The sequence below is a fragment of the Streptomyces sp. NPDC054783 genome, assembly GCF_053611725.1.
Genome location: NZ_JBSHAY010000001.1, coordinates 897,779 through 914,867, shown reverse-complemented (window position 1 = coordinate 914,867; position 17,089 = coordinate 897,779). Strand labels below are relative to the sequence as shown.

Here is a 17,089-nt window from a genome sequence, read left to right as displayed (position 1 = left end):
TGACCGGCAAATGCGCGTGCCGGGGTATGGGGGGTGGGGCTGCACGGCTCGTGGCGCGAGGGCTGATCGCTCCACGGGGGTGTGCGGCTGGAGTGCCGTGGTTACAGCTGGGCGACGAACGCGCCGATGTGGGCGGCCACCTGGTCGGGCACCTCAAGGGGCGAGAGGTGGCCGGTGTCCTTGAGGACGGTCAGCGTGGCGGTCGGGATCAGGGGCAGCAGGTGGTCGGCGAGCACGGTCGGCGGGTCGACCTTGTCGTGGCTGCCCGCGAGGACCAGCACCGGCACCTCGATGGCCGAGACGCCGGCCGACACGTCCTGGACCAGGCCCTGGCGCGGCCACGTGAGACGGGCCTGCTCTCCGCCGCGCAGACTGTCCTCGACGACCTGCCGGCGCAGCTCGGGAGTGAGCTCGCCGTGGGTCAGCATCAGCTCGACGCTCTGGAGAACCGCCTCCTCGTTGTCGTAGGCGTGGGACAACGCCTCCTGCGCCTGCTCGCTCACCCCGACCGGCGCGGGCGGCGCGGGCGCCACGAGGACGACGCCCCTGAGGCCCTCGGGCTTGCGTGCAGCCAGAATCTGGGCCACCTTGCCGCCCATGGAGTGCCCGACGAGCACGTAGCCGGAGTGCCCGAGCCCGTCGATGACGCGCTGCGCGTCGTCCGCAAGCTGCTCCAGGCCATAGGGTCCCGGCACGCTCGCGGAGTCGCCCCATCCGCGGTGGTCGTAGGCCACGTAGGCCTGCCTGGGCTCCAGCCGCTGCAGCACCGGGATCCAGGTGCGCCGTGAGCCTCCCCAGTAGTGCAGGAAGACCAGCGCCGGACCGTCACCCTCGCGGACGTGGGCGTACACCTGGCCGCTCTGCACGTCGAAGAAGCGGCCCACCACATTCTGCGCGGTCATGATCAGTTCTCCTCGTCCACGGCCGGGGCTCTCGGACCGCTCCACCGATGTGTGGAGCCGGTGCCCCGCGCTCGTCTCCGATCGTGCTCCGGTGCCTCCCTTCCGAGCCACGGCTCATATGCCAGCATCCGCATTTTTTGGGCCAGGATGCTGCAGATGAGCCATCGCTTTCCAGCCGCATGTAGTGCAGCCTGAGCAGCAGTCTTACTCCGTTGGCATCCCTTCTGGCAGAGCGTGGCGGCTTACTGGCACTCCCTGCGATAGGGGCGCCGGGCGTAATATTGCGGCCATGGACAAGCATCGAGTCATGGTTCTGGCGGTCGACGGCGTGCTGCCCATGGATCTGGGGATCCCCACGCAGATCTTCAACGCCCGCCCGAACACCCCCTACGAGCTCACCGTGTGCGGGGATACCGAGGAGGCCGTCACCACCAGCGCCGGGTTCACCCTCGGGCTGACCGCGGGACTCGAAGCGCTCGCCGACGCGGACACGATCATCGTCCCGGGATTCGAGGACTTCCGGCGCCCTCCGCTCCCACGAGTGAGGGCCGCGCTCAGGCTCGCCGGCCGCGCAGGAATCCGTATCGCCTCCATCTGCACCGGCGCCTTCGCCGTCGCCTCCGCCGGACTGCTCGACGACCGCACCGTCACCACCCACTGGGCCAGCGCCGACGACCTCGAAGAGCTCTACCCCCGGCTGCGCGTCGACCGCAACGTCCTCTACATCGACAACGACACGATCCTGACCTCCGCGGGCGTCACGGCCGGCATCGACCTGTGCCTGCACCTGGTCCGCAAAGACCTCGGTGCGGCCGTCGCGAACGACATCGCCCGGGAGATCGTCGCCGCCCCGCACCGCGACGGCGGACAGGCCCAATACATCATGACCAGCCTCCCCGACCCCCAGGCCACCACGCTCGCCCACACCCGTGAGTGGGCCCTGCGCAGCCTCGAAGAAGACCTCAGCATCCCCACCCTCGCCAACCACGCCGGCGTCTCCCCCCGCACCCTGACCCGCCTGTGGCGCCAGGAAACAGGCGTCAGCCCTCACCAATGGCTGGTGACCGCCCGCATCAACCGAGCGCGCGAACTCCTGGAGACCACCGACCTCCAGGTGGAACAGATCGCCCTCCGCTGCGGCCTCGGCAGCGGCGCCAACATGCGCGCCCGATTCCGAGACGCCATCCGCATCACACCCACGGCCTACCGCCGCACCTTCCAGCACCAGGCCGCCTGACGACGCGGTTCGGGCAACCAGCCTCTCGCCCGATCACGGTCCAGACAAGCCGGAGTCGAACGGCGTCACGTCGCCAGGCGTGAGGTCCCCTCGAAGCCGCAGGAACCGCACTGGGTGACGGTAGCGGCCATCATCGACGGCGGTGTCGGCGAGGAACTCCACCACCAGGTCGGGACGTACGGGGTGGTAATCCAACTCGCCGCGGGTGCCCCAGCCAGCACTGAAGCGTCGCCCTCGCCAAGGGTGATCGAGGGCAGCAGGATGCAGCCGCTGTGCGAGCTCGCGCCGTACGACAGTGGGCAACGGGGTCGTGCGGGCGCCCAGCCGCAGGTGGCCCACCGCGTCGTACCGGGCCAGCAGCAACGTGGATGGAGCCGTCAGCGCCCCGGCGACCCCGCCGATCAGCCCCTCGGAGGTGGTGCGGGAGCGGACCTTGATCCAGGCCCGTTTGCCGGGCAGGTACGGCTGTTCGTCGCCTTTGATCACAACCCCTTCGATGCCGACGGCTCCCAGGTCCAGCCAGTGCAGTGCGGTGGCCCGGTCGCGGGTGGCGGGACACAGGGTGAACGGCGCCGCGAGGACGTCGCGGGTGAAGAGGTCCTCCAGGATCGCGCGCCGTTCGCGGTAGGGCCGGACGAGCAGTGCGTGCCGTCGAGTTCCAGGACGTCGAAGACGATCAGGTAGGCGGGGCGTTCGGCGGCGGCCTGGACGGCGCTGCGGCCCCGGCGGCGCGCGCGGCGCTGCAGTTCTCCGAAGTGCAGCCGTCCCTCGTGCGGTACGACGAGCTCACCGTCCAGCACGAGCGCCTCGCTCAACTCGGTGGCCGCAGCGACGATGTCAGGGAAGGCGCCGGAGAGGTCCGTGCCCTGGCGTGAGTGGAGTATGACCAGGTCGGGACGGGCGAAGAGGATGGTCCTGAAGCCGTCGGCCTTCTGTTCAGCGACCCAGTTCCGTGGCAGTGCTTCATCCGGCGGCAGCTGCCGCCGGGCTTCGGCGAGCATCGGTGTGATCGGAGGGGTCAGGGCCACACCGTCACATCTACGCGCTGCCGCCCGTCCTCGCTCGCTGGGCGGCCCGATGGCCCGGGTCAGGGCCGTGATGGCGGGGAGGTTCGGCTGGGCAGGGCAACGACGGTGGCGCCGCCGCGCAGGGCGTCGTTCTCGAGGGTGAACTGCCGGATGGCCTCTTCGTAGAGGGCGAGGGTGCGGCGCAGGTCGGCGTTCTCCTGCCGCAGCCGGCGTAGGTTCGCCTCCTTCCTCTCGTCGGTCTTTGGCCGGTCCGTGCGCGTCTCGGCCCGGGCTGCGGGGAGGCGGGGCCGGAAGTGGGAGTCGATCAGGTCGGCGTAGTGGCGGTGAAAGGTGGCGTGGGGGATGCCGAGGCGCCGCTCGATGGCGGTCACGGTCGGGCGCCTGCCATTGGCGGACGCCTCTTGAAGGACGGTGTCGATGGCGGCCTTGACGGTGTCGGTGTCGGGCAGGGCACGTTTCACTCGGCGGGCTCCGGGCCGTGGCGGGTGAGGAACGCGGCGGTGGCATGGTGCTGTTCCTCAAGGCGGTGGCGGACGTAGGGGGCGAGGCGGTCGCCGTCGGCCAGGGCGTCCTCTAGCTGGGCGAGATGAGCGGCAAGGGCCTCCCGGTTGGCGGATTGTGAGGGCGGTGTTGCGGCAGGCCAGCGGCTGGCAGTCAGCCAGGACGGGCTGTCCGGCGGGGCCCATGGGAGTGCGGCACAGGGCGCGGTCGGGGTTGTAGACGCAGGTGACGAAGGTCCCCGGGTACAGGTGGGTGTCGTGGCGGGCCACGATGCGGCGCAGGCGGGCTTCATCGGTGACGACCTGGCCGTCGAAAACCGTGTGGCGGGCGAGCTCGGCGAGCCGGGCTTCGGCCTCCGCGCCGGCGGGACCGGTCAGGGCGGGCCGGTCGTTGTCGGCGCCCATCTCGGCGAGGAACTGGCCGCGGGCGAAGGCTTCTTCGGCTTCGACCACGTCGCGGAAGCCGGAGTCGCTGGTGCCGGCGTAGCCCTCGAACATCTGGATGCACTGGTGGCGGTACTGCAGGGCGCCGGCAATGGAGCCGCCGGGACGGCGGGCGATGAACCAGGCCAGGGTGCGGTGGAACTGCCGGGGTGTCAGGTGCGGCAGACGTCCGTTGTCCTCGGGGATCACATCGACGCGTGACCGGGCGGCGCAGTAGGCGTTGATCCACTTGGCCAGCGCGGTGATGTCCTTGATGGTCGTGGCGCTGGTGCGCACGCGACCGGCGATGTGATGGCGCTGATGATTCGCCCATTTGAGCGGGTGCGCGAACAGGTAGGGCTTGTCGGCCGGCTGGCAGCGTTCGAGGACGGCGACCGCCCTGGCGACGGGAGCGGTGACGATCCAGGTGGCCGCCGCGCCATGGACGCCTTCGCCCTTGAAGGCCAGGCCGTGAAGCCGGTAGCGGTAGATGCTGCCGCCGGCCTCGCGCTGCGCGCTCACGCATCCGCGCCGCAGATGCTTGATCTCGGAGTCGCGCATGCCGGAGAGGTAGGCGATGACGATCCAGCAGGACGCCTGCAGCAGACGTTCGAACTGGCCGACGTCGTAGTAGGAGATCCGCTCCAGCCAACGCTGCCCATCCACATGCGCCTTCACGCGGTAGTGCAGCGGGGAGTCGGTGTCCACGCCGAGGTCGCGGGCCGCCTCCTCGCTCAGCCGTCGGGGGCGGACCTTGCCGAACCGGCACTGCGGATGACCTGCGAGCCTGGCCAGGTAGGAGAAGTTCGCCGCCACGTCCTCGCCTTGCCGCCCGGACGCTGGCCGGGCGGGTGCAGCCGGCAGCGGCTGTCCGCACCGGCGGAAGTCGTCCAGTACGGCCCGCGGGGCGACAAGCGGATCGGGGTGCACCGGGGAGCGGGCATCCATGCCGTCGCGCTCGGCTCGCGCCGCGAGCACGTCCTCGGCGAGGTCATCCACCCAGCGCGGCGCCCAGCTCAGCAACGGCCCCATGACGTGCTCGGGGATACGGTCGGTGAGGTTCTCGTCATACCGCCGGGGATGAGCGCGCGCCCACGCCTGCCACAGCGAGCGCCGCAGCGGGTCCTGCCCAAGGTGGTCGGTCAGGCGCGAGCGGTAGGCCCACAGTATCCGCACGGCACGGCGGTGGCGCAGCACCCCGCTGACCGACAGCCGCAGACCCGTCAGCTCGCCGTGGTAGGCGTCCAGGTCGTCGCCCGTCAGCTGAGCCAGGGTGAGCCCGCTGCCCTGCGCCCACACCAGGAAGTGGCTTACGCAGGTGAAATAGGCGCGGGCGCTGGAGATCGTGATCGGCTCCTCGCCGGGCGGGGTGTCCTCGATCAGCAGGGCGTAGAACAGGAGCTTGGCGGTGTCCCGGTGTGCACGGGGGACCAGGGCGAAATCGAGCCGGAGAGACTTGCGGTCGGCGCGCAGCCACGCCGGTGTCAGCGTCCATACGTCATCGCCGTACCGGGAGGTCTCTTCCAGCCGGACTTCGGGGCGCAGCGGACGGGTGGCCAGGACCAAGGTGTCCTCGGGTACGGCGGCGCGGTGTGCGGGGGCTTCTGCTGGAAGTGTCATGACCATTCTTTCGGCCCGTCCAGAAGATCGAGCATCAGGTGGGGCTGTGCCTGCTGGGCTGCGGTGCGCTGGGCCGGGCTGAAGCGGGGCAGGATGTCGCGGGTGAGGATCTGCCAGGTTGCCCCGTACCGGGCCGTCCACTGCTCGGCGTCACGCCGCTGAAGGTCCTCGCGCAGGGCCTCGGCCAGGGCAAGGAGGGCGGGCAAGTGCCGTTCCATCACAAGGGAGTTGGGGCAGCGGAAGCAGGTCAGGAACGACTGCCGGCACCGTCCTCCGTCCGGTCCGTGCTCGATGTCGGTGCACGCACAAGCCAGCGTGTCGAGTTCGCCCGCGGCCGCCTGCCCGCGCACCCGAGTCGGCACCGCGGCGACCGATCCGCCACCCAGGCGGACGACCACCGCACGGGCGCTCTCCTCGGCGTCGGTGATCGCCTCCGTGAGCACATCGGCCGCCCACTCGGCGACGAACGGGTCCGCTCGCAGGTAATGGGTGAAGGAGGTGTCAGCCGTGTTCGTCACTCGCGCGGACGGCAGATGTCCTCCGACCTGCTTCGCCGTGCGCACCTCGACCGTCTTCTTGATGCGCGTCACCATCATCTGCAACGGGGCGCCGTCGTCGCCGACCAGGCCGTGCCGTTCGGCCCACGCCCCGAGCTTCAGCTTGCGGGCCAGCTCGGCATCGAACGGACCGATGTGCCCGCCGGTGGCAGCGTGCCGGACAGCGCCGCGGCCGTTGCCCGCCCAGATCGACCACACCGACCCGGTCCCGGAGAACGTCCGGCTGCGGCCCATCAGCCGGTGCAGCAGAAGGTAGAAGCTGCTCATTGTCCGCAGCTCCCGGTCCGGATCCACGCTCCAGTGGACCGTCGTACGGGAGTTGGCCTTGCCCCGGCGGCGCTTGGTCAGTGTGACCGCCACCGCGTGCTCCTCCAACAGCCGGTGCTCAGCAGGCAGTTCCTTCAGCGTTTCCGGATTGCGCCCGCTCAGCACGGCCGCATAGACGAAAAGCGGTGCAAGGTCCGGGTCGACCACGAACAGCTGCCGCGCCTGCGCGTAGCACGCCGCCGGATACTCGCCCGCCGTCAGCCCTCGGTAGTCGACCTGGACCCGGCCCGTCGTCGCCATCGCCTCCAGCCGCGCCCCCTGCTCCTGCTCGGCGGCCGACAGGTCCTCGTCGTTGTCGAGGAAGCGCGCCAGCAGACTCTCGCCCGCCGTGATCCGGTCGCGGATGGCCGCCACGTCCGAGCGGGCGGCGGTCCTGATGGCCTGGAACTCACGATCGGAGTACCCCGGACGCGACACCTGCTGGGCATCCACGCCGTGCCCGGGCCGTCCGGCGTAGTCCACCACGGCGCTGTCCAGCCGGTCCTGACCGGGCAGGACGCGCACGATGCGCAGCAGGTCCTTCAGGTTGCGTCGGGCGGACTTCTCCCCGCAGCTGCCGCCGGGCCATCAGGTACCGCTCCAGGTGACGCACCCGCAGCTCCTCCACCCCCGGCGGCGCTACCGCGAGCCCGTCCAGAAGCAGCAGGAACCGCTTGATCGTCTGCCACTGACTGCTCGCCGCCCGCTGCGTGCGGCGCCCACCGCCAGGACCGATCCGCACCCCGAGCGCGTGCGCGAAGTCCCGGTGCATCCCCGGCAGCGGCAACTCCTCGAACCGGAACACTCGCTCGCGGCCGTCCTCCACGGTGAACCGCACCACCGGCGCACCGCCGTCCTCGGGGAATTCCACCGTCGGAGGCGGCTCGTAGAAGCCGTCGGGCACGGCCGCCGCACGGCCGCGACCCGCACGCGGAGCCACCTCGCTCACGCTGCCACCGCCGACCGCTCCAGCCAGCCCTCCTCACTAAAGCCCACCGGCTCCCACGCCCCTCCGGCACCAGCTCCAGCCGGGTACGCATCTCCAGCTCCTGTAAGGTGTGCAAGTAGAGCGCCGTGGTCGTCGCCGACCGGTGACCGAGCCTGATCCGCACCCAGTTCAGCGGATCACCGAACACCCGCTGATGCGTCAGCCGCTGCTGCTCGTTCATCTCGCCCAGCGCCTGCAGATGGCCTCGCCTCAGCAACTCCAGCGTGATCACCGCGTATGAGTGCCGAAGCATGTGCGGAGTCGCCCCGACATCTACGCCCTGAGCGCGGCAGCGTGCATTGGCGTCGGCGAAGACCTGCTTCCACCCCGACATCGTCATTGGCAACCCCCACTGATTCAGCCACACCATCGCCGGATCCCACCCGCCATCAGCCGTCGCCACCAGCAGCCCGCGCCGCTCATCCGCAACCAGGCGGGCCACCGGCACCCACCGGCCACCGAGCCGCACCCGGGGAACGGCCGGGTCCTGCACCAGCAACGACCGGCGCTTCGGAATGTAAAAGCCGCGCGAGCGCCCGTAGTCGATCATCTCGGCCCGGTCCCACTCCATGTAGTCGCGTACGTCCCGCAGCACCGACACCGGCCAGTACACCGCCCGCCCCGACCTACCCTTGGAGATCGCGTGCGGCAGCACCGCCCGCGCGTTTACGATCCAGGACGCAGCAGGCGGCAGCTGCGGCAGATCGAACACCGTCAGCGCCGAGTGCTCGCACAACCGCAGGCCCGTACGGACCATCGAGTCGGCGTACGCCGCGTTTCCGGGCCGCCCACCTCCCGTGGAATCCGCGCGGCGGCATCTCCTTCAAGTCGAAGCCGCACAGCCCGACATTGCGCCACAGCCGATACGACCTTGGTGGCAGCCACTTCACCTCTCGCCGCGGCCCCGTGTGCGAAGCCTCGGCCGGCACCTGCCGCACCATGCCGCCGCCTGCCCCGCGCCGCCACGGCGACCACACCGCGGCCGCGCGCTGCCGGATGGGATAGGCCCGGACGAGGTCCTGCTCGATCGCCCACAGGTGGAACTGGTTGACCGTGGATACTTCCCGGTCCCAGCTGGCGTCTTCGAGACGAGGCCCCTGGTCGTCGCGACGCCGCCACCACTCGTACGCCGCCCGGTCGTACAGGGTCGCTTCGCGCCAGTCACGCTGGCCACGTGCGCACCACAGGAAGTCGAAGAACGCACGCAGGTCCCGGGCATGAGCGGCTTGGTGTTCCACGGTGAAGACGCGAGCCATACCGAGAAGTACCGGTTCAGCGCCACGTCGTATCCGCCCGCTGGACTGATCAGGAACGGCTGCCCCTTGGGTATACCCAACTTGTCCAATCCCTGCTCGAGACCGGCAAACAAGGCACTGAACTCCCGCATGAGCGAGGTTGGTTCGCCCGGCCAGGCCAGGTCTCGACGGGTGAAGTGCACCCGCCAATCCGTGATCGACATGACGGTGGACGATAGCCCGTTGACAGCTCAACAGCGCGTAACCGAAGGCCGGCGGGAACCGCGTGCCGGTGATCGCCCAGCTGGTACAGGCCGATGAGGACACTGTCCGGGACGTGATCCACAAGTTCTACGAGATCGGGCTGGCCCAGGCGACCAGTTTGCGCAGGGACCAGCAGGTGAAGGGTTGGCCGCGCTCGGTCGGGCGGGTGGTGGGCGCCTGGATGACGAAGTCCTCGCCGTCAGGGCTGAGTCGGCGGGGACGGCCTCCCGCCCACCGAGGGTCCCGGGGGCAGGTCTGTGGCATGGGCCTTTTCAGCCGAGCCACCCGCTGGTGACTGCCAGAACGGCCGAGCCGTCGAGGTCGGCCAGCTTGGTACCGGTGAAGCTGCGGGCCCACTGGGAGGTCTGGATGCGGAACGCGGGGCGGTCCGCGGTGAGTGCCTCCAGCAGCGGTTCGGCCGCCTCGGCCGCGGTCTGCGCCCCGGTGGACAGCTGCGGGACGGTGCGGTGGATGTACGCCTGGAGGGCCGATGCGTACGGTCCCGCGGCGGCGATCTCGGCTTCCAGGTCGAGACCGATGTTGTTGACGAACTCGGTGGCCACGCCTCCGGGTTCGACCACGGACACGGTCACGCCGACGGAGGCGGCCACGGGCGCCAGGCTCTCCATGTACCCCTCGACGGCGAACTTGGCCGCGCAGTACGCCTCGTTGAAGGGCTGGCCGACGACGCCGCCGACACTGGTGACGGTGATCAACCGGCCGCCCGAGGAGCGCAGGTGAGGGAAGACGGCCTTGGAGACGTTCAGGACGCCGAAGAAGTTGACCTCCATGACCTGGCGCACATCAGCGACGGACTCGTTCTCCAGCGTGCCGAGGTGACCGGTCCCCGCGTTGTTGATCACGGCGTCGAGGCGGCCGTAGTCGGCGATCACGCCGTCGACGGCAGTGGAGACGGAGTCCTCGTCGGTGACGTCGAGCTGCCGGATGTCCAGTTCCACCCCGGCCCGCGCGGCCGCCTCCCGCAGCGCATCGGCGCGGCCGGTGTTGCGCATGGTGGCGACGGTGCGCCAGCCGGACCGTGCGGCGGCGACGGCGGCGGCGAGGCCGATGCCGGAGGAGGTCCCGGTGATCAGAACAATTTTGGAGGACATGGTGGGCCTTTCGTCGAGCACCAATTTCCGTGCGTGTACACACACTCTAATCATTGTGTGTGCGTACACGCAAACGGCTATGATCGGCCCATGGCGACGAGGAAGCTCACCCAGGCGGAAATGTCCGAGGCCGACCACGCCTTCTACGGACTGGTCTGGGCCGGGACCGTGCTCACCGAACGCGTCGACCGCGCCCTGACCCGGGCCCACGATCTGCCCGTCTCCTGGTTCGAGGTGCTGTTGTGGCTCGCCAACAGCACCGAGCCGGTCGCCGCCTCGGTCCTCGGCAACAGCACGATGCTCAGCCGCAGCCAGGTCTCCCGCGTCCTCGACAACCTCCAGGCGCGCGGCGTGGTCACGCGTACCCCGTCCCGCACGGACGCGCGTTCCGTGGAGGTCGCGCTCACCCCGGAGGGCCGCCGTCTGTTCGAAGAGGCCGACGCGACCCGGCGCGCCTGCCTGGCCCCGGTCTTCACGGACATCCTCGACCAGCAGGACCTCGAGGCCCTTGGCGCGGTATGGCGCAAGCTGAAGGCCCACAAGGACGCTAAGTAACACCCAGTAACGCCCAGTAACACCAAGTCTCAAATCAGGAGAAGATCACCGCCGTCCTCAGTAGATCGTTCTGCAGACGACCTACTCGTGATGACCGCCTTCCCGGGCGGCCCACGGCCGACCGCACGCGCCTCACGGGAGGAACGTCACCTCGGGGAAGGCTGCGGACGGACCGTCGAACAGGCGCCCCCGGCGGTGCCGCAGATGCAGGTCGAAGAAGGCGCGCGGGTACGCCTGCTGGATCCGCAGCGCCCGGACCGGCTCGAGCGTGCCGGTCCAGCCCCGAAGGTCCTCGTCGCTCATCCCGGTCGCCTTCGCCAGCTGCGGGACCAGCACCTGGGCGTCACAGTACGACGAGTGGACCGCGCCCTCGGCCTGCACATTGAGCCGCCATCCCGTCAGATGCGACCAGAACTCCGCGACGCTCGGCTCTTCGGCCCGGGTGAACACGGCGGTCATCATCATGAACGGCCGGTCCAGATCGGTGGTGGTCGTCGGCTCCATCGGGCCGTCGAAGCTCAGTCCGGCTCGCACGCGCCGGTCCTCCAGCTTGACGAGGGCGGTCGCGCCGTTCCGCCCTTCGACCAGCCGAACGTTCCGATGCGGTCCAGGTCCAGGGCACCGCACAGACCGGCCGGCAGCGGCCGGTGCTCGGCGTCGGGGTTGCGTCCGGGGCCGAGGTCCTCGACCCGGTCGAGCACGAACCGGATGTCCCTCGCGAAGTCCGCAGGCCCCAGCGCGTACCGCGGGTCGCGGAGCGGGACGACGACCCGCCCGTCGGGAAACTCGCTGAACGCATCGTCCGTGTGATCCACCGTGATCACCACATATCCATGGCTGGCCAGCTCTTGCACCACGACAGTGGTGTCGGACCGGTGGTCGTGGGCGCCGTGCGAGAACACGACGACGGGCAGCCGCCCGCCCACGCGTCGCACCGGAGCGGCCTCATGCCCGGCCGTGATGAGAAGCGCCTGCAGCGGAGCGGCTTGCATCCAGGGCGCCCGCGGGTACCGGTCCACGTCCCGGGCGGGATACCAAACGCCGACCATCAACTCGCGGTGCCGGCCCGGCCGCCGGGTCCGGACGTGAATCGTCCACAAGGTGCAGCGACACCGTGCCCACAGAATACGGCCCGGCGGGTATGGGAAGGGTGGGTCGCACCGCGCCCGGAGCGGTCGGGGCGCCCCACGCGGGGCGCGCGACACCGAGCGGCACAGCGGCGCCGGCTGCCGGCGTGGCGCTGAGCAGGTGACGGCGTGTCATTCCATCGCGCTTGTCCGTGTCCATGGCGAAACGCTGTCACGGGAGCAACCCGAGTACATCCGACCACCGGTTGCATGTCCACCGGACATGCAACCACAGGCGTACGTCTGGGGGTTGAGTGTCAGAACTGCTGTGCCTGGCGTAGCTGGCCCAGGTCGCCTACCGGACCGGGCAGCGGCTTCCCGAGGGTGACACCAACCGGTGTGCGCCGGTGGTGCCGTTGCCGGCGGCCGCCGTGGTCTTCTGTGTGACTGGACCCGGTGGGCGAGCGCGGGGCGGGAGGGGGCGGCCTCGCCGAGGAGCTGTCAGCTGAGTCCGTCGGCGGCCGTCTTGTAGGCCGCGGCCTGCGCAGGGGTCAGGTAGTGGGAGACGCGCACGAGGACAGTGCCGTGGACGTAGTCGTATTCGGCGAGCGCCGGCATCGACTTGGTGACGGCCTGGATGTACTTGGCGCGGGTGGCAGCGTCTGCCGGGTCTGCGAAGACCTCGACGGCGCCTCCGCGGTCGACGTCGCCAGGCTTGGTGCCTTCGACGTCGGCCGCCTTGATCCGCGAGTCCGAAAACGTGACCTTCGACGTGTACTGGCCCGGCCTGCCCAACAGGTGGTTCGGGTCGTCGTCCGCGGTGACCGTGCCGGACAGCTTCGCCGAGTTGACGCTGGCAGCGATCTTCTGGAGTGCAGCCTGCGCGGTCAGCGGCGTGCTCGCTGCGGCGCTCGAACTGCCCTTCCCGTTGTCCACGGGCTTCGGCTTGTCGGACGGTCCACAGGCAGCAAGCCCGGCGAGCAGGATGGCGGTGATGGGCAGGATGGTGCGGCGCATGAGGCCCCCCTCGGTGGTGCTGATGGTACGTGCGGCCAGAGTGGCAGCCGGGGGCGGAGTGTGTGCCGTTGTTGTCAGACTGTGACGGTCCGTGCAGGTCCGTATCCTACGCTGCCGTTCGTGACGCACCTTCGAGACTCCCGCGCGTGGAACCAAGCGGAGTACGACGCCTACACCGACGAACGGAAGGTCCGACTCGGCATAGAGCCGCCAGCCACTGCCGTATGACAGACGAAGCCCCGCCCCCGGACCGCGCGGGTCTGGAAGCGGGGCGAGACGGGCGAGAGCCCCGGCAGGTGGACGCACTGGCCGGGGCTTCTTCGTGGCGTCGTCAGGCGGGGCGGATGTGCTCCGCCTGGGGACCCTTCTGGCCCTGCGTGATGTCGAAGGTCACCTTCTGGCCTTCCTGCAGCTCCCGGAAGCCCTGGGCGTCGATGTTCGAGTAGTGGGCGAAGACGTCGGGGCCACCGCCGTCCTGCTCGATGAAGCCGAAGCCCTTTTCCGCGTTGAACCACTTAACCGTGCCTGTAGCCATGTGCCTGTCTTCCTCGAGGGACTCGTATCGGGCCCCGCACCGCGCGGGACCCGGAGGTGATCGCCCTGGTCCGGAGAGGCGTTGAACAGCAAAAACGCCCGCGACTGCGATCACGGGCGAACGGGACTTCGGAACCACGACTGCTGATCACAACGCTACACCGGCTGGCGTGACTCGGCCACTGGAACACGGAGTTGGCCCGGTCGGGCTGCGTTCGTCACCACTCAAATCCCGACGTTGGCTACTGTCGGCGACGGCTGAACAGTGGTTCTGGATCACTTTCCGTGTCAGGGCCACGAAAGTCACCACAATCGCGCTCACGAACGGCTTCGCGCCGCGAGAAGGACCCACTTGCGGAGCAAGTCGAAGTTGGCGCGGCCGAACATCCGCCGCTTGATCATCATGATCTTGTTGTTGGGGGCCTTCGACGGCGCCGCAGCTGTAGCGCAGGCTGAGCCCGGCGACCACGGCGCCCAGGTCCTGGTTGAGGCCGTCGACGAAGCAGTGAAGGACAGGCAGGTCGTCGGCCTGGACGCGCTTGATCCACTGGCCGAGGTCCCGGCCTTGGCGGTTGTTCATCAACTCGGCGAACGCTGGAGGAGTAGGTCCGGCGCACCGGCCTCGTGGGCAAGTTCGGGCAAATGCTGCCTCAGCAGGTTCTGGGCGCGGTGAGTGAGCCCGTCAGTGCCCTGCACCTGCCCGGTCTGGTCGGGCCGGCGGCCGGGCAGGTCGCATCGGCGCTCGTCACGGCCCCGCGCCAGCGGCGCGAGCGGGCGCGGGCTCTGGTCGGCCGTGCACGGACCGCCGATCTGCTGGAAGCCGAGCCCGACCTGAAGGCGCTCACCTGCTGTCCGCACCTGCTGGCGTGGGGGATCAGTCGCCTGCCCCTCAAAGAAGTCGGTGGTGCCGGTCGTCCTGCTGGACACCTGGTGAGGACACAGGCGACCGGCACCGGGACACCGAGCGGCTGTTGCAGCGTCTGGTGAGGTTGATGCCGGACACGTTCTTCGTCATCAGCGGCCGCAACCGCCTGCCCTGGGCTGATCCCGCTCTGCAGGGCCGGCTGGACGGCACCGGCCCGGCCGCCTGGCCCCGCAGACGGGGCAGCCAGCCCGAGCTGCCGGGCAGGGCGGTGCATACACCCCGGCGTCCGGACACCGATCCCTCCAGACCCGGAAGGGCCAGTCGGCCTCGGCCTGTGCCGCGCGGGTGGCGATGATCTGGGGGAACACTCAGCGCCGGGCCAGTGCCAGCACACTCAGACCGAACATCAAGACACCCAGGGGGAGATGGACCGACGGGACGTGCGCGATGCCGAGCACGACCTGGACCGAGGCGAGTACGAGGAAGCCGGACGCGTGCCAGACAGGCCGCAGCGAACCGCCGCCCGGCTTCCACGCCAGCACCGCTGCGAGCACATAGAGCATTGACGCCCCGTACATCACACGGGCTCCGACACTGTGCAGCGTCTCTCCGTAGGACGAGGTCAGCAGCAGTCCGGCGGAGACCGCCTGAAGGAAGATGGTCAGGGTCTGCAGGGCGATCGTGATCTGCAGGAACGAGGTGCTGCGCCGTGCGGTCGTCGTCACCTGAGTGGCCATGTCACAGTCCCCTTTTTCCGCCCTCGGGCAGTAGATCGATAAGGTCTCACCAGCCCGACGACGCGGGCCGGCGAAAGGTAAGGCGAGGGGGCGGCCGGAAGCATGGGGATTGTCGGGGACAGCACAGATGAGACAGCTGGCGAGCGGCGCCAACTGATCAATGTCGCTTACCGGTTGCTCGGTTCGGTGACCGAGGCCGAGGACGCCGTACAGGATGCCTACGCACGCTGGTACGCGCTGCCACGAGGCCGCCAGGAGGAGATCCTTTCCCCAGGCGCCTGGCTGACGACGGTGACCAGCCGCATCTGTCTGGACCTGCTCGGCTCGGCGCGGGCCCGCCGTGAACGCTATGTCGGCGCGTGGCTGCCCGAGCCGGTGCCCGACCGCACCGAGTGGGACCATGCGGGAGGCGCCGACCCCACCGGCCCTGCAGACCCGGCCGACCAGATCGTCCTGAACGAGTCGGTGGCCATGGCCTTCCTCGTCGTCCTGGAGTCGATGACGCCCGCCGAGCGGGTGGCGTTCGTCCTGCACGACGTCTTCCGGTACCCGTTCGCCGAGATCGCCGACGTTCTCGGCCGGTCCCCTGCGGCCTGCAAGCAGCTGGCGGCCTCCGCCCGGCAGCGGGTGAGCGTGGCGCGCGCTCCGGCGACGGCGACTGGCCAGGCCGACGTGGTGAGGCACGTCAAAGAGGCATGGGAGACCAAGGACATCGCAGCCCTCGTCGGTCTCCTCGACCCGGCCGCCGTGATGACCGCCGACGGCGGCGGCATCGTCCTGCGCCCGGTCGAGGGCGGCGCGCGCATCGCCCAGTACATGGTCGCCATTGCCGACAGGGCTCCGGGGCTCGTACTCCTGGAGCGGTCGGTCAACGGTGTGCCGGGCCTGGTGGCCCAGCGTGCCGGCGTCGTCATGACCGTGGCCTCCTTCGACATCTCCGACGGGCGCGTCACCCGGATCTGGGCGGTCCGCAACCCGGAGAAGCTGCGGCCGTGGGCCCGGGAGGGCTAGGGCCGTCGTCAAATTCCCGTCCCCCCGAAGGGCGGCTTCGCGGCGTCTGGTCGGTGCTCTGGGGGTCCCCCCGGCCGAAGGCTGGGGGGAGTGCCGGGCGGAAGTCCTCGTACTGGACGTACTTGGGCTTTCGCCCGGTGCGGCGAGTGGGGCCCCCTCTGGGGGAGCATGCCAAGCGTCGCGGGGCAGACGGGAATGCGACGACAGGCCCCAGCTGGGGCCAGACTTTCGGATCAGCACTCGCATGGATCGCGGCGGCGAGTTTTGATCGCCGCCCGGGCCGGCACATGACGTCTAGGGTGATCGAATGGACGTGGGGGCGGTACTGATTGCGATCACTGGTGTAGCGGGAACTCTCGGTGGCGCACTGCTCACCCAGCGGGGCGCCGACCGGGCCAAGAAGCGCGAGTTGGAGATGGTCCAAGCCATCCAGGAAGCTCGCGAGGCTCGTGAGCTGCGCCGGAGCTGCTACACGCAACTGCATCGGGATGCCAGGCAGTTCGCCACGGCACTCAGCCGGCATTTGTACGTCATGCGGGATCGCACGCCCGGGCAGGAGGACGTCTCGGCGTTGGAAGGAACCAAGGACGCCTACCGTGACCGGTGGTCCGAGGCTCTGATGATCGCCCCCGACGCCGTGATTGTTCCGGCTCACGAACTGAACGAAGCGCTAACCGGGGTCTATGGACAGATCAAGCGCCTGGAACAGGGGAACCCCCGGCCGGGCGATACCTTGCAGTCAGCCGCAGAAGCACAGCATGCGCTCTGGTCTCGGATAGGCGTCATGAGAGAGGCGATGCGTCGTGATCTGGGCGTCACTGCAGACGCCAGCGAGGAAGCCGCTCGCCGAATTCCGTTGGTCTCCCCCAGCAACCGCACGGCCTTGACCAGGGACTTCGCCGAGTCGCTCGACGGCCCCGACTCCTAGACTGCTCGCCGGCGAAAACACGACGTGCGTGCGACGCACGTTCGTTGAGCAGATACCCGGCCTGACCCGCAGGCATGGTCAACACTGAGCGACTACATGCGGACCCTGGCCGCAGTCGGCCTCGCCCTCGCCGGCCGGGCCGGCACCCGGCCGGCCCGCGTCTTCGGGGTGACTGTCAGCCGCGGCACGGTCCTGTGCCTGAT

18 protein-coding genes and 2 pseudogenes are annotated in these 17,089 nt (G+C 69.6%); 6 read left to right on the top strand and 14 right to left on the bottom strand.

Translation table 11 applies throughout. The annotated features are described in order from the left end of the window. Positions 1–101: 101 nt before the first annotated feature. Complete coding sequence (locus ACWGJ5_RS04240) at positions 102–902, bottom strand: alpha/beta fold hydrolase (RefSeq protein WP_453308225.1); 801 nt, start codon at positions 900–902, stop codon at positions 102–104. A gap of 289 nt (positions 903–1,191) precedes the next feature. On the opposite strand from ACWGJ5_RS04240, the gene ACWGJ5_RS04235 reads away from it, so the two are divergent. After that, positions 1,192–2,139, top strand: coding sequence for a GlxA family transcriptional regulator (locus ACWGJ5_RS04235; protein ID WP_453308224.1), 948 nt, complete (start codon positions 1,192–1,194; stop codon positions 2,137–2,139). A 33-nt stretch (positions 2,140–2,172) separates the two neighbouring features. On the opposite strand, the gene ACWGJ5_RS04230 is transcribed toward ACWGJ5_RS04235, so the two are convergent. From ACWGJ5_RS04230 to ACWGJ5_RS04195, 8 genes and pseudogenes are all read right to left on the bottom strand, one after another. After that, positions 2,173–2,625, bottom strand: coding sequence for a hypothetical protein (locus ACWGJ5_RS04230; protein WP_453308287.1), 453 nt, complete (start codon positions 2,623–2,625; stop codon positions 2,173–2,175). 3 nt (positions 2,626–2,628) lie between these two features. Beyond that, a pseudogene (locus tag ACWGJ5_RS04225) lies at positions 2,629–3,140 on the bottom strand (ATP-dependent DNA ligase); the annotation flags it as partial. An 86-nt stretch (positions 3,141–3,226) separates the two neighbouring features. Then, a complete protein-coding gene (locus tag ACWGJ5_RS04220; protein WP_453308223.1) occupies positions 3,227–3,628 on the bottom strand; it encodes a hypothetical protein in 402 nt (133 codons plus the stop codon). 57 nt (positions 3,629–3,685) lie between these two features. Further along, complete coding sequence (locus ACWGJ5_RS04215) at positions 3,686–5,710, bottom strand: hypothetical protein (protein WP_453308222.1); 2,025 nt, start codon at positions 5,708–5,710, stop codon at positions 3,686–3,688. Then, a complete protein-coding gene (locus ACWGJ5_RS04210; RefSeq protein ID WP_453308221.1) occupies positions 5,707–7,098 on the bottom strand; it encodes a hypothetical protein in 1,392 nt (463 codons plus the stop codon). The genes ACWGJ5_RS04215 and ACWGJ5_RS04210 overlap by 4 nt, the downstream gene beginning before the upstream one ends. Positions 7,099–8,187: 1,089 nt before the next feature. After that, a complete protein-coding gene (locus tag ACWGJ5_RS04205) occupies positions 8,188–8,817 on the bottom strand; it encodes a hypothetical protein (RefSeq protein ID WP_453308220.1) in 630 nt (209 codons plus the stop codon). Between the two features lie 348 nt (positions 8,818–9,165). Then, positions 9,166–9,303 (bottom strand): annotated as a pseudogene (locus ACWGJ5_RS04200) (IS630 family transposase); the annotation flags it as partial. A 29-nt stretch (positions 9,304–9,332) separates the two neighbouring features. Further along, the gene (locus ACWGJ5_RS04195) at positions 9,333–10,172 is read right to left on the bottom strand and encodes an SDR family oxidoreductase (protein ID WP_385317580.1); all 840 of its coding nucleotides are present in this window, start codon (positions 10,170–10,172) and stop codon (positions 9,333–9,335) included. A gap of 90 nt (positions 10,173–10,262) precedes the next feature. On the opposite strand from ACWGJ5_RS04195, the gene ACWGJ5_RS04190 reads away from it, so the two are divergent. Then, positions 10,263–10,727: a MarR family winged helix-turn-helix transcriptional regulator gene (locus ACWGJ5_RS04190; protein ID WP_453308219.1), complete on the top strand. Its 465-nt coding sequence runs from the start codon at positions 10,263–10,265 to the stop codon at positions 10,725–10,727. Between the two features lie 132 nt (positions 10,728–10,859). Here ACWGJ5_RS04190 and ACWGJ5_RS04185 read toward each other — a convergent pair whose 3' ends face one another. The 4 genes from ACWGJ5_RS04185 to ACWGJ5_RS04170 form a co-directional block, all read right to left on the bottom strand. Further along, a complete protein-coding gene (locus ACWGJ5_RS04185; RefSeq protein ID WP_453308218.1) occupies positions 10,860–11,261 on the bottom strand; it encodes a hypothetical protein in 402 nt (133 codons plus the stop codon). Beyond that, positions 11,246–11,776: an alpha/beta hydrolase gene (locus ACWGJ5_RS04180; protein WP_453308217.1), complete on the bottom strand. Its 531-nt coding sequence runs from the start codon at positions 11,774–11,776 to the stop codon at positions 11,246–11,248. Before ACWGJ5_RS04180 ends, ACWGJ5_RS04185 begins: the two co-directional genes overlap by 16 nt. Positions 11,777–12,295: 519 nt before the next feature. Continuing rightward, on the bottom strand, positions 12,296–12,811 hold the full coding sequence (locus tag ACWGJ5_RS04175) for a hypothetical protein (protein ID WP_453308216.1): 516 nt from the start codon (positions 12,809–12,811) through the stop codon (positions 12,296–12,298). Between the two features lie 331 nt (positions 12,812–13,142). After that, positions 13,143–13,346 carry a cold-shock protein gene (locus ACWGJ5_RS04170; protein WP_055492756.1) on the bottom strand — a complete coding sequence of 68 codons (204 nt, stop codon included), beginning with the start codon at positions 13,344–13,346 and terminating at the stop codon, positions 13,143–13,145. Between the two features lie 393 nt (positions 13,347–13,739). Here ACWGJ5_RS04170 and ACWGJ5_RS04165 point away from each other — a divergent pair, with 393 nt between their 5' ends. Beyond that, positions 13,740–14,018, top strand: a complete 279-nt coding sequence (locus tag ACWGJ5_RS04165; RefSeq protein WP_453308215.1) for a hypothetical protein — start codon at positions 13,740–13,742, stop codon at positions 14,016–14,018. Beyond that, a complete protein-coding gene (locus ACWGJ5_RS04160) occupies positions 14,015–14,332 on the top strand; it encodes a hypothetical protein (RefSeq protein WP_453308214.1) in 318 nt (105 codons plus the stop codon). The genes ACWGJ5_RS04165 and ACWGJ5_RS04160 overlap by 4 nt, the downstream gene beginning before the upstream one ends. 246 nt (positions 14,333–14,578) lie before the next feature. Here the strand turns inward: ACWGJ5_RS04160 and ACWGJ5_RS04155 are convergent, their stop codons facing one another. Beyond that, on the bottom strand, positions 14,579–14,947 hold the full coding sequence (locus ACWGJ5_RS04155; RefSeq protein ID WP_453308213.1) for a hypothetical protein: 369 nt from the start codon (positions 14,945–14,947) through the stop codon (positions 14,579–14,581). Between the two features lie 102 nt (positions 14,948–15,049). On the opposite strand from ACWGJ5_RS04155, the gene sigJ reads away from it, so the two are divergent. Beyond that, positions 15,050–15,958, top strand: coding sequence for an RNA polymerase sigma factor SigJ (gene sigJ, locus ACWGJ5_RS04150; RefSeq protein WP_453308212.1), 909 nt, complete (start codon positions 15,050–15,052; stop codon positions 15,956–15,958). A gap of 307 nt (positions 15,959–16,265) precedes the next feature. Then, positions 16,266–16,886, top strand: coding sequence for a hypothetical protein (locus ACWGJ5_RS04145; RefSeq protein ID WP_453308211.1), 621 nt, complete (start codon positions 16,266–16,268; stop codon positions 16,884–16,886). Positions 16,887–17,089: the final 203 nt, after the last annotated feature.